The sequence below is a fragment of the Streptomyces koelreuteriae genome, assembly GCF_018604545.1.
In the GTDB taxonomy this organism is placed as follows: domain Bacteria; phylum Actinomycetota; class Actinomycetes; order Streptomycetales; family Streptomycetaceae; genus Streptomyces; species Streptomyces koelreuteriae.
This window is the reverse complement of record NZ_CP075896.1, coordinates 7,503,704-7,515,750: the sequence shown is the minus strand read 5'-3', so window position 1 is coordinate 7,515,750 and position 12,047 is coordinate 7,503,704. Positions and strand designations below refer to the sequence as shown.

The window sequence follows — 12,047 nt, the reverse complement described above, 5'->3', positions numbered from 1 at the left end:
GGTCGATGAGCGGTGAGGGCGTCGGGCCCCGTGGGGCTGTGGCCGAGGTCAGCTCGGGCCGGCGACCCCACCGCTGCTCCAGCCTCGGTCGCGGACCGGCTCGAGACAGGTCTCCACGGCCCGGAGCAGTTCCTGGTCGATGGGCTCGGCGAGCCAGGCCACGTTGCGGCGGACCTCGTCAGGGCTGCTGGTACCGACCACCGTCGTGGCGGCGGGAGTGGCGGTGACGGAGAACTGCAAGGCCAGTTTGGCGAGGTCGCCGCCGAGGGCCTCACACAGATCGGCGGCCTCGGCGCAGCGGGCGTGCAACGCGAAGGAGCCGGGGTGCCAGTCCGGCGCTCCCTGCCGGGTGAGTGCCCCCATGGCGAGCGGCGCGGCATTGACGACGCCCGCTCCGCACGCGGTGAAGTACTCCTCCCAGGCGGCCAGCCTCCGGTCTTGCAGGGTGTACTGGCAGTAGGAGAGCACGGTGTCGACATGGGCTCGGGCGGCGACATGGGCGAGCGTGGGCAGCGGATATCCGGTGATACCCACGTGGCCGACGAGTCCTTCGGTCTGGAGTGCGCGCAGTGCGGGAACGGTCTCTCCGACGATCTGCGCCGGCGAACCGAACTCGATGTCGTGGCACTGGATCAGGTCGAGGTGGTCGGTGCCGAGGCGGCGCAGGCTCTCGGTGACGCTGCGTCTGACCCGCTGGGCACTGAAGTCGAAGTCCGCCAGGCCGTATCGCCCCACTTTGGTGGCGAGCAGATAGGTGCCGCGGTCGACACCTCGCAGGGCATCGCCGAGGGCGGTCTCGGCTGTCGTGGCGCCGTAGTAAGGGGCGACGTCGAACAGGTTGACGCCCGCGTCGAGGGCCGTACGGACGGCGTCGACGCCGTCCTGCTCGGCGAACACACCGAACATCGATCCCAACGGGGCGGCGCCGAAGGCGAGTTCGGAGACGATCAAGTCGGTGTGGCCGAGTCGGTGGTATCGCATCTGCCATCCAGGGGTGTGGAGCGGAGAGGCGGGTGAGGTGAGCGAGCACGGCGGGGGGCGCAGCGGGTGGCGGTGGGCTTCAGCTCCTGGCGGAGCGGCTCCGGACAGGGCCGTCGAGGTACAGGTGATCGGCCACCGAGGCCAGGCGCGATCCCACACGGCGTTCACGCCAGCGGCGGCGGCCCTGTGGATGGCGCCACGCACGTCCAGCGCCCGACCCTGGTGATGAGGTTCATGGCCACCGCCCTTTCAAGGCGTGACGGGATGCGAGTGGATGCCGATCAAGGCCTCAGAGAGCGAGACATGGGATGTATCGAGGTACGGCAAGGAATCGCAGATGCCTTCGAAAGAGCCCCGCCTCAGGCGGCGACGGAGAGGCCGGGCAGGAGATCCGCCTCGATCGCCGGCCCATCAGGAACGGCGCGCCGGAGCAACAATCCGCGACGCACGCCGCGTTGCTCGGACTGAGGCATGCGCTGCTCCTTGGGGCTGCGGAGGGTCAGTGAAGGACCGGGCCCGACCGACCCAGTCCAACTACGATATCGGATATACGATCTACCCGCCACCATCCCTCAGGACAGCCTGAACATCTGCCGGTCGGAGCCGTCGAACGGCCGCTGGGTGAACTGGTCACCCCGGCTGGAGCCACTCGTCAGGTAGAGCCCGCTGTACCGGTTGACGAAGCGGACGCGTCCCCTGCCGGCGTCCTCCGCCAGCCACTCGTCGTTGGTCTTGGGACCCTGCGCGTACTCGCACTGGACGACCTTGGCGCCGGCATCGCGTGAGGCTCCCTGGACGACCACGTCCTCACCGCTGCCTTCGCTGACGACCCGCACATGGCCGTCGCCCACCGGTGCGAGCCGGAACCGGCGGCCCGCGCTGCCGTCCCCCGGGGCCCGGACGATGCGCGCGCCGCATCCGGCCGCACCGCCCTCGACGGCCATCACGTCGTCGCCGCCGACAGGCGTGAAGGTGCGGTAGCCGCTCGGCGACGCGGCCACCTTCGTGAGCTTGACCGCATGGCCGCCCCGGGCCACAACCGGGACTTCCAGGGAGTCACCGGCCCGGATGATCCTGCTCGAGCGCACGAGACCGTCGGGACCGTCCGTGGTGATCTCGGCGTGCCAGCGCCCACCGCCGAGGAACGCGGTCGGATACGTGAGGGTGCCGGCGCCCCCACCCGTGATGGCACCCACGAACCAGCGGTCCCCCGCACGGCGAGCGATGACCGCGCCACCCACCGGGTCGCCCTGGACGAATGCGGTCTCGTCCCAGACGGTGGGCAGTTGTCGCAGCCAGCGCTGAGCCTCGGGCCGTGCCCGATAGTCGGAGACCCTGCTCCCGGGCAGCATCAGACCGCTCTCGTAGAGCACGCCCAGGGCGAGTTCCGCGCCGTCGCTGTTCGGGTTGGCTCGCTGGAAGCTCATCGGCGAGTAGTCGGCCGATCCGAGCGCGCCCCGGGTGAACGGAACCGCGGTGACGTGCCCGATGGTGCGGCCGGTGTTGTACTCCTCGCCGCGCACGGCCTCGGTGGTGAGCACATGCGGCCATGTCCGGTGCACGCCGACCGGCAGCCGGGACCCGTGCAGGTCGACCACCAGCTCGGCTTCGGCCGCGTCCGCCAACGCCTCGTCGTACCAGCGGTGGCGCTCCTGGGACTCCGATCCCATGAAGTCCATCTTCACGCCGGCGACACCCCAGTCGCCGATCCTGGAGAACTCGGCCCGACGCTCGGACTCCGTGTCGAGGTCCTTCCAGTGGTACCAGAGCATGATGCGCACACCACGGGCCTTGGCGTACTCGACCAGTTCGGGCATCCAGGTGACGCCCTTCCATCCGTCGTCGACCAGCAGGTAGGACCAGCCTTGCGTCGAGGCGTAGTCGGCCCAGCCCTTGAGCTTGGCGAGGTCGCGCTGCGTCGCGTGCTTGCCGTCGAACCAGGGCCAGGCCGCGACGCCCGGCTTGATCCACGAGGTGTCGCTGACCTTGGACGAAGGGGCGACGTCGTCCTCCAGCGTCGATTCCACGACGGTCTCGGTGCTCCCGATCGCCGCGACCCGCCACGGTGTGGCGAACGCGGATTCCCGCACGACCCGAGCATCGGCGAGCTTCACGGTGAATCGGCCGGTTCCCCGTTCGTGAGTGAAGCGCCCGCCGGAGTAACCGCCGTCGACACCGGACTCGGAGAGCAGGACCCGGGCACCGTTGGCCAGGCTGCCGAACATGCTCATCCCGTACTCGCCGGTCGGCACAGCGGACACGGCTGACGTGCGATAGAGCGCTTCGTGGGCGGATGAGAACGTGTCGTGGCTGAGCTGCGCGTCGGCGGGGAGTTCGAAGGAGGTGGCCTCGCGCAGAACGGTCGCCCCGGAGGGCACCTCGTAGCGCAACGCCACACCGTCCGCGGAGGTGCGCACGGTCACGGTGATCCGCTCCCCGCCCTTGGCGAAGACCAGGCGCGTCTCGGTGGCGGTGCGCTTGCGGACCCGGGAGTTGCCGACGGTGGTCCGGTACGTCTGCGTGATCTTCTTGTCCGCGCGGCTGACGAAGTCCAGGCCGGAACCGAAGTCGGTGTCGTCGGTCACCAGACCGATCGGCGCCGGACGCAAGACCTGCTTGCAGTTCCATGAAGCCCTCAAGGACGGATTCCCGCTTCCGTCGAGCTCGACGGTCGCTCGAACGCCTCGACAGCCGGTGGGCCCCGCGCCGGGCTGGACGGAGGTCCAACTGTTCCGCGCCGACGCCGAGGCCGGGCCGGCGGTCGCCGTGACGAGGCCGGCCGTCATGGCCAGTGCCGTGGCGGCGATGACGAGTTCACGTCTGTGGGTCATGAAGGTCCCTTCATCGGTTTCGCGAAGTCGATGGCAGCGGCGACCACCGGGGCATGAGGACGGAAGCCAGGCTGAGGCGAGAGCCCAGCGGCATGCATGCGCGAGGGTGTGGGAGGCGTCGGCGACGGAATGTGTTCGAGAAACCGTACACACGACCAACCATTAACAAACAGAATGGAACGTAGAGTGCGGTAGAGCGGACGTCAATCCCCTGAACTCGGCCAGATCCCCGGTCCGTTCACCTCGCCGGAGAGCTGCCGCGGAAGCAAAGCGACCAGGGGTCTTGACATGACGGAGCTTCAGGGATGTCATATCCACGCCGCGTTCGAATCTGTTGACTTTGGCCCAGAAGCGGGCAGCCCGCTTCGCCAGATCGTTCGCTCGTCGTGTCACCGACCACCACGACGGGCGCCCTCGCGGCCTCTTCCCACCCGTGTTTCGTTTCCGCCTGCCCGGCGGATCGGGTGTGCGTATCCAAGGAGCCCTCCATCATGCCCCTGTCCCACCGCCATGCCCCCGTGGCCGCAAGCCTGTTACTCACGCTGGGCCTGACGACGACCGCTTGTTCCTCCGGCAAGGAGGAGGCCAAGAACGACACCGTCGCCAAGGCCGACGGCAAGATCACCTTGACGTACCTTCAGAAGCAGGGAGATCAGGAGTACTTCGTCGGCGAGGCCGCCGGCGCCAAGGCGAAAGCCGCCGAACTCGGTATCGATCTCAAGGTCGTGAACCTCGGCAACGACGCCAACAAGACGGTCAGCGAGGTCCAGTCGGCCATCGCCCAGAAGACCAACGGCGTCATCGTCGTCGTGCCGGACCCGGCCGTCGGCCCCCAGGTCGTCCAGACCGCCAGGGACGCGAGGATCGCCCTGCTGACCTCGGACGACCAGATCTGCACCACCGGCCCGGACCCGGCCGCCTGCGCCAAGGGCGACCTCGTGCCCCGGGTCGGCTTCAGCGGCTCCCAGATGGGCAAGGAGGTCGGCCGGCGTGCGGCGGCCGAGTTCGAGAAGGCCGGCTGGAATGCGGCCGAGACTCGCGTCATCTCCGCCTGGAAGCAGGACGTCACCGTATGCGGCGACCGTGTCGCCGGGGCCAAGAAGGCATTCGAGGCAGCCGTGCCGGGCGTCAGGAACATCGACGTCGCCACCGACAACACCCCGACCGGCGCGCAGGACAAGATCGCGGCCACCGTCACCGCCAACCCGAGCGTCAAGAACTGGGTCGTCTGGGGCTGCAACGACGAGAACGTCATGGGCGGGGTGACGGCGCTGCAGAACGCGGGCGTCAAGCCCGCCCACGTCGTCGGCGTCGGGCTCGGCGCATATCTGGCCTGCAAGGAGTGGCAGTCGGACAAGCCGACGGGCATGAAGGCCGCGCTGTTCATCAACGGCAAGGACGTCGGCGCGCTCGCCGTCCAGACCATGTACGACAAGCTCAAGAACGGCATGGACTTCCCGCTCGAGGCCTTCGCCCCCACCACCATGGTCGACTCCACGAGCTGGAAGAAGGCCGGACTCACCTGCGGCTGACCCCCTGTGCCGGCCGGTGGTCACCACTGCGACCACCGGCCCTCCGGGCCCCGGCCGGCCTCTTCCCCCAGCGAACCGGCCGGGGTCCCCTTGCCCACCGCACGACGGCTTCGAGGTGAACCGACACATGACCAGAGCACCTGATCCGAACAACCGCCCGAGCCTCGTCGACGGTCCTGCCGCGGCCCCGTCCCCGGCGGGCTCCGTCGGCGTGGCCGGGGTGGTCAAGCGGTTCGGCGCCGTCCAAGCGCTGGGCGGCGTCTCGCTCGACTTCCCCGGCGGCCGGGTCACCGCCTTGATGGGCGAGAACGGCGCCGGGAAGTCCACCCTGCTGAAGATCCTCACCGGTGACCATCAACCGACCGAGGGCCGGGTCGTCGTGGACGGCGAGCGCGTCGAACTGGGCTCCCCCGCCGATGCCCGCGCCGCGGGCATCCGGATCATCCCGCAGGAGCCGGAGATCATCCCGCACATCTCGGTCGCCGAGAACGTCTACGCCGGCTCGCTGCCCCGTCGGCGCGGACGGTGGTTCGACCGGGCCGAACTGCTCCGCCGGGTCGAGGCGGACCTGGAGCGGCTCGGGTTCGCCGGCGTCCTCGACCCCGGGCTGCTGGGCTCCGAGCTCACTCCGGCCCAGCGTCAACTCGTCGAGATCATGCGTGCGTTGACGGGAGACACGCAGGCGCGGCTGATCGCCTTCGACGAGCCGACCTCCTCGCTGTCCGAGCACGAGGTCGAGGCGCTCTTCGCACTGATCCGCCGGCTGCGGGACCAGGGCATCGCGGTCGTGTACGTGTCCCATCGGATGCAGGAGATCTTCCAGCTCGCCGACCGGATCGCCGTACTGCGCGACGGCGCTCTCGCCGGCGTCCAGGACGCCCACGCCACCGACGAGGGCGAACTCGTACGCCTCATGGTCGGCCGCGACCTGACCACGATGTTCTCCCGCGAGCGCGTCTCCCCCGGCCGCCTGGTCCTGGACGTCCAGGGGGTCACCACCGACGACGTCACCGGCATCGACCTCCGGGTGCACGCCGGCGAGGTGGTCGGGCTGGCCGGACTCATCGGGGCGGGACGGTCGGAGCTGGCCCTGGCCCTCGCCGGTGACCTGCCCGTCCACAGCGGTGTCGTCACCCTGGACGGCCGGCATCTGCGGCCGGGCAGGCCAGGCGAGGCCGTCCGGGCGGGTCTCGGGCTGGCCCCGGAGGAGCGCAAGGCGCAGGCTCTGTTCCTGCACCGCTCGATCCGCGACAACACCTCCACGGTGGTCCTGGACCGGCTGCGCCGATTCCGCTTCGTGCGGCGGGGTGCGGAGCGGCGACTGGCGCAGCAGTACGTGGACCGGCTGCGGGTGCGCACCCCCTCGATCGAGCACGAGGTGCGCAAGCTGTCCGGAGGCAATCAGCAGAAGGTCGTGCTGGCGCGATGGCTGGCCCGTAAGCCGAAGGTGCTGATCCTCGACGAGCCCACGCGCGGCATCGACGTCGGCGCGAAGGCGGAGATCTACCGGATCATCGCCGACCTGGCGAGGGAGGGCGTGGCTCTGCTGGTCATCTCATCCGAGCTGCCCGAACTCCTCGGTCTCGCCGACCGCGTCGTCGTGATGCAGTCGGGCCGGATCACCGGCGAACTCGACCGCGACGAAGCCACCGAAGAATCCATACTCGCCCTCGCGATGGCGGACGACATCGTCGGCGCCGACGCCTCTGGAGCATCCTCATGAGCATCACCGGCACCTCCCCGCACATCAAGGACACGGAAACCCCAGTGCCCCCGCGGCCGAAGCGGTTCGCGGGCCTCGGTGGACAGAACGTCAGCCTCATCGGCGCCCTGGTGTTCGTCCTCGTCCTGTTCGGCCTCCTCAACGACAACTACCTGAGCCTGTCCAACATGCAGGTGATCGCGGAGGCCGCCACCATCACGGGTCTGCTCGCCATCGTGCAGACCGTCGTGATCATCTGTGGCGGGCTGGACATCTCGGTGGGCTCCCAGGTCGGCGTGGCCTCCGTCGTCAGCGCCATGGTCTTCACCACCTCCGGCTCCCACGCGTTCGTCGGCGTGCTGGCCGCGATCGGCGTCGGCCTGCTGGTGGGTCTGCTCAACGGCGTCGTCATCGTCTACGGCCGGGTCAACCCCACCATCGCGACGCTCGCCGGACTCGCCGCCTACAAGGGCCTCGCGCAGCTGCTGTCCGACGGGCGGGCCCAGGGCTACGTCCTCAACGACGATGTCTTCGTCTTCCTGGGCCGCGGCAAGATCGCCGGGCTGCCGGTGATGGTCTGGATCCTGGTCGTCACCGCCCTCGCGGTCCATCTGCTGCTCAAGTACACCGACATCGGCCGCAACCTGTATGCCATCGGCGGCAACGACACCGCCGCCCGCCTCGCCGGCATCGGCATCAACAAGTACCTGGTCTTCGTCTACGCCCTCATCGGCGTGGTGTGCGCGGTCGCCGGCGTTCTGCTGACCGCCCGCACCGGCTCCGGCCAGCCCGTCTCCGGCAGCGAGGGCCTGGAACTCAAGGCGATCACCGCGGCGGCTCTCGGCGGCTGCGCCCTCAAGGGCGGCAAGGGCGGAATCGGCGGCACGCTCCTCGCCGTCGCGCTGCTCGGCTGCCTGGAGAACGGCCTGACCGTGGAGGGCATCAACTCCTTCTGGCAGAACGTCGCCCAGGGCGCTCTGCTGGTGGTGGCCGTCGTCATCCAGCAGCGCCGGAGCGGCGAACGGGCCGTCGGGCTGCCCCACTGATCCGGTTCGGTCCGGCCCGTTCGACGGGCCCGATCGGCCCGCCCGACGGGCTCGGTGCCACGACACGACACATGTCCCCGGGGACTCCACGTCCCCGGGGATCGGCGCGTTCGGGAGTACCCGGACTCCCTCAGTCGCTCTCCACCTCGTGGCGCGCCTGCGACACGGTGTGGGCGCGCGCCGCTTCGGCCGCGGCGGCGGGGTCGCCGGTGCGCAAGGCCTCGATGATGGTGTCGTGTTCCTCGATCACGGCACGCCAGTTGACCGGGTCGGTCGGCGCGACGATGCGATAGCGCCGGATGGTCATGAGTAGCTGCTCGGTCAGTTCACCGAAGATGCGGTATCCGGTCGCTCCGGCGAGCGCCTGGTGGAAGTCCGTGTTGAGTTCCGGCAGACGGTCGAGGGCGGCTTCGTCCAGCGCCGCGCGCATGGCCTGCTGAGTCTCCTCGAGCCTCGTCAGCAACTTGTCGTCGGCGCTCTCGGCCGCGAGGCGGGCCACCAGGACGTCGATGGCCTCACGTGCGAGGAAGACGCCCCTCATCTCGGTGACATCGACCTCGGCGACCGTCACGCCGGCATGGACTCGGGCGACGAGCAGTCCTTCCGATTCCAGCCGCTTGACCGCCTCGCGGACAGGGATCTTGCTCACGCCGAAGTCCCGGGCGAGCTCGTCCATGTTGACGCGCTCGCCCGGGCGCAGCTGCCCCTCGGCGATGGCCGCTCGCAGACTGTCGTAGACGAGATCGGCTTTGCTCTTCACTGCGGGCAGTCGCCCGACCCAGGCCTTTTCCACCATCCGTCCATCGTATCCGATATCCGGCTAGCCGGGCCCCGGCGGGATCCCTGTACCTGGCCGTCGGCCGCTTCCTTACTCACTCCTTCACTGCGCCGCCGGTCAGTCCTCGGACGAAGAGGCGCTGCAGGAGCACGAAGCCCAGCACGACGGGGACGGCCGCCATGACCGACCCGGCCATCAGCAGGTCCCAGCGAGGCGCGAACTGGTTCTGGAAGCGGGCCAGTCCGACCGGAAGGGTCCGCATCAGCTCGTTGTTGGTGACCAGGCTGGGCCAGGCGAACTCTCCCCATGTCCACATGAACTTGAGCACCGCGACCGTCCCCAGCGCGGCCCATGAACTCGGCAGCAGCACGCTCCACAGCGTGCGCAACCGGCCGGCGCCGTCCATCGCCGCGGCCTCGTCCAGCTGCATCGGCAGGGTGACGAAGTGCTGGCGGAGCAGGAAGATGCCGGCCGGGCTCGCGAGGAACGGGATGATGAGCGCCCAGTAGGTGTCGATCCAGCCGAGGTCGCGCATCATCAGGTAGAGCGGCACCAGGATGACCTGGGTCGGGATCATCAGCGTGGCGAGGATCAGGGTGAGGACGACCTGTCTGCCGCGGAACCTGATCCGGCTCAGCCCGTAGGCGGCGAGCGTGTCGAAGACGAGGTTGCCCGCGACGACCGCGGCCGCGACGAGGAACGAGTTGCCGAACCACTCCCAGAACGGGAACCTCGTGATGACCTCGCGGTACGCGTCGAGGCTCACCGAGGCCGGGACGAGCCGCGCGCTGGTGCCGAGGAGTTCCTCCATGGGCTGGAGTGATGTCAGCACCATCCACAGGACGGGCAGTCCCGCGAAGACGCTGATGAGGCAGAGCCACAGGGCTCTGGGGAGCCCCTCGGCCGGACGACGTGTCATGACTCCTCCCGGGAGGTCAGACGCAGCCGGATCACCGTGATGAGCAGCAGGATCACGAACAGCACCACCGAGGCCGCCGAGGCGACACCCACGTCGGTGAGCAGCTTGGTGTAGATGAACGTGACGACGGTCAGCGTCGAGGTGCCCGGCCCGCCCTCCGTCATCACCCACACCTGGTCGAAGACCTTGAAGGAGTTGAAGACGAGGAGCAGGAAGACCGCCGCCGCGGCGGGGCGGAGCATGGGCAGGGTGATCGAGCGGAACTGCCGCCAGGGCCCCGCGCGGTCGATGGTGGCCGCTTCGTACAGCTCGGCGGGGATGCGCTGGAGCCCGCCGAGGAGGATCAACGCGTAGATGCCGAAGTCCTTCCAGACGCTGACCAGCGCCACGGCCGGCAGAGCGAGGTCGTTGTCGAACAGCCAGCGCGCTCCGTCCACGCCGGCGAGGCCGATGAGGGTGTTGATCAGTCCGTGGTCCGGTTCGTAGAGCCACTTCCAGATCAGGCCCGCCACCACCATGGGGATGACGGCCGGCAGGACGGTGATGGTGCGCACGATCCGGGCGGAGGCGAGTTCACGGTTGGCGGCCATCGCGGTGGCCAGGGCCAGGACGTAGGTGCCCACCAGGGTGAGGAGGGTGAACACCAGCGTGTTGAGGAGGCTCTCGCGGAAGGTGCCCGGCCCGAGGATCGTGGCGTAGTTCTCGGCGCCGACGAACTGCTTCGGGCCGAGCATGTTCCACCGGTCGGTGCTCAGCAGCATCGACTGGACCATGGGATAGAAGGTGAAGCCGAGGATGACCAGCAGGGCGGGGGCCACGGAGAGCCAGCCTGCCAGCGCCCCGGTGGGCCTGCGCCGGCGGCGCCCGGGGCCGTGCGGGCGGTCGGGGTGGCCGCCCGCACGGTCCGAGGTGAGCTTCGGCGAAAGCTCGGTCGCGGTGTGCATCGTTTCTACTGCTCCGCGTCCAGTGCCTTGCCGACTTCGCCGTCGACGCTCTTCAGTGCCTCGTCCACCGGCAGCTGGCCGTTCACTCCGGCCACGATCGCGGACTTCTGGGCCTCCCACCGTGTGGCCCAGCCGTGCCGGTCCTGGAGGACCAGGTCGGGCGAGTTGCGGCTCGCCTGTTCCAGGATGGGCTTCCAGCTCGGATCACCGGCGATCTTCTTGTCGTACGTCGCCTTGACGGATGGATCGATCTTGGCGGGGTCGTACGGGAAGATCGCGTGGAAGTCCATGTACCGGACACTGCGTTCGGGCGAGGCGAGCCACTTCATGAAGGTGCCGGCGGCCTTGAGGTCCTGCCCCTGGGCGTTGGCGACGAGGCTGTGGCCGCCGACCATGGAGCAACCGCTCTCGGGGCCCTTGGGCATGGGGGCGACGGCCCACTTGCCCTCGGTCTTGTCCCCGCCGGCCTCGACGTTGGCGATGACGGACTGGAAGAAGGAGAACATCGCGACCTTGCCGTCGATGAACCCGTTGAGCGCGCTGGTTCCCACCGGGGACGTCTTGTCCTGGTAGAAGGAGCGCATGTAGTTCATCGTGGTCTTGCCGGCTTCGGTGTGCTGCGTCGACTTCTTGTGGTCCGGCGAGGTCAGGCTGCCGCCGGCCTGGCAGAGGAAGCTCTCCCAGGTGGAGTTGATGGCGTTGACGTGGTCGTCCATGCCCTTGAACTGCCAGCCACTGATCTTGCCGCCGTCCGCTGCGGACTTCTCGGTGATCGCCGAGGCGGTCCGCTTGAGCTCCTCCCAGGTGGCGGGAGGCTTCTCGTAGCCGTACTTCCTGAGAACGTCGGTGCGGTAGAGCATGACGCCGGCGTCGAAGTAGAGCGGGGCGCCGTACAGCTTGTTCTCGTACTCGTTGACCTCGACGAGGTCGCTGAACCGCGCGGTGTCGGCGGCGGTGTAGCCGAGCTTGTCGAGCGGGGCGAGGGACCGGGCCTTGAGGTAGTCGAGTTCGAGGCCGTTGTTCATGAGCCACACATCAGGGCCCTTGCCGGCGGCGATCGCCTGCTTGATCTTCTCGCGGCCGTCCTTCCACTCGAGCTGGGTCAGGTTGACCTTCACATCGCTCTGCGACGCGTTGAAGTCGTCGACGAGTTCCTTGACCTTGTCGTCCTGGCCGATCCAGTAGGGCATGGACCAGAACTCGACCGTTCCCTTGCCGTCACCCGCCGACCCGGTGGAGCCACCGGAGGAGGGAGAACAGGCCGAGGCGGTGATCGCGGATACGGACGCCAGGGACACGGCTGTGAGCCAACGA

General features: G+C 68.9%; 9 protein-coding genes. 3 read left to right on the top strand and 6 right to left on the bottom strand.

Annotation, left to right across the window (positions count from 1 at the left end):
• Nucleotides 1–48 precede the first annotated feature (48 nt).
• Together KJK29_RS33945 and KJK29_RS33940 are read right to left on the bottom strand one after the other, a co-directional pair.
• The gene (locus tag KJK29_RS33945; RefSeq protein ID WP_215122986.1) at nucleotides 49–981 is read right to left on the bottom strand and encodes an aldo/keto reductase; all 933 of its coding nucleotides are present in this window, start codon (nucleotides 979–981) and stop codon (nucleotides 49–51) included.
• A 572-nt stretch (nucleotides 982–1,553) separates the two neighbouring features.
• Nucleotides 1,554–3,812 carry a glycoside hydrolase family 97 protein gene (locus KJK29_RS33940; protein ID WP_215122985.1) on the bottom strand — a complete coding sequence of 753 codons (2,259 nt, stop codon included), beginning with the start codon at nucleotides 3,810–3,812 and terminating at the stop codon, nucleotides 1,554–1,556.
• A 491-nt stretch (nucleotides 3,813–4,303) separates the two neighbouring features.
• On the opposite strand from KJK29_RS33940, the gene KJK29_RS33935 reads away from it, so the two are divergent.
• The 3 genes from KJK29_RS33935 (at nucleotide 4,304) to KJK29_RS33925 (ending at nucleotide 8,092) form a co-directional block, all read left to right on the top strand.
• Nucleotides 4,304–5,344, top strand: a complete 1,041-nt coding sequence (locus KJK29_RS33935) for a substrate-binding domain-containing protein (RefSeq protein WP_215122984.1) — start codon at nucleotides 4,304–4,306, stop codon at nucleotides 5,342–5,344.
• Nucleotides 5,345–5,471: 127 nt separating this feature from the next.
• Nucleotides 5,472–7,067, top strand: coding sequence for a sugar ABC transporter ATP-binding protein (locus tag KJK29_RS33930; RefSeq protein ID WP_215122983.1), 1,596 nt, complete (start codon nucleotides 5,472–5,474; stop codon nucleotides 7,065–7,067).
• Nucleotides 7,064–8,092, top strand: a complete 1,029-nt coding sequence (locus KJK29_RS33925) for an ABC transporter permease (protein ID WP_215122982.1) — start codon at nucleotides 7,064–7,066, stop codon at nucleotides 8,090–8,092. The genes KJK29_RS33930 and KJK29_RS33925 overlap by 4 nt, the downstream gene beginning before the upstream one ends.
• A 130-nt stretch (nucleotides 8,093–8,222) precedes the next feature.
• Here the strand turns inward: KJK29_RS33925 and KJK29_RS33920 are convergent, their stop codons facing one another.
• The 4 genes from KJK29_RS33920 to KJK29_RS33905 all read right to left on the bottom strand — a co-directional run bounded on the left by KJK29_RS33920 (nucleotide 8,223) and on the right by KJK29_RS33905 (nucleotide 12,031).
• Complete coding sequence (locus tag KJK29_RS33920) at nucleotides 8,223–8,888, bottom strand: GntR family transcriptional regulator (protein ID WP_215122980.1); 666 nt, start codon at nucleotides 8,886–8,888, stop codon at nucleotides 8,223–8,225.
• 76 nt (nucleotides 8,889–8,964) lie between these two features.
• Entirely contained in the window at nucleotides 8,965–9,789 is an 825-nt protein-coding gene (locus tag KJK29_RS33915; RefSeq protein ID WP_215122978.1) for a carbohydrate ABC transporter permease, read from the bottom strand.
• On the bottom strand, nucleotides 9,786–10,733 hold the full coding sequence (locus KJK29_RS33910; RefSeq protein WP_215122977.1) for a carbohydrate ABC transporter permease: 948 nt from the start codon (nucleotides 10,731–10,733) through the stop codon (nucleotides 9,786–9,788). Before KJK29_RS33910 ends, KJK29_RS33915 begins: the two co-directional genes overlap by 4 nt.
• A gap of 5 nt (nucleotides 10,734–10,738) precedes the next feature.
• Nucleotides 10,739–12,031, bottom strand: a complete 1,293-nt coding sequence (locus KJK29_RS33905; protein ID WP_215122976.1) for an ABC transporter substrate-binding protein — start codon at nucleotides 12,029–12,031, stop codon at nucleotides 10,739–10,741.
• Between the last annotated feature and the right edge of the window lie 16 nt (nucleotides 12,032–12,047).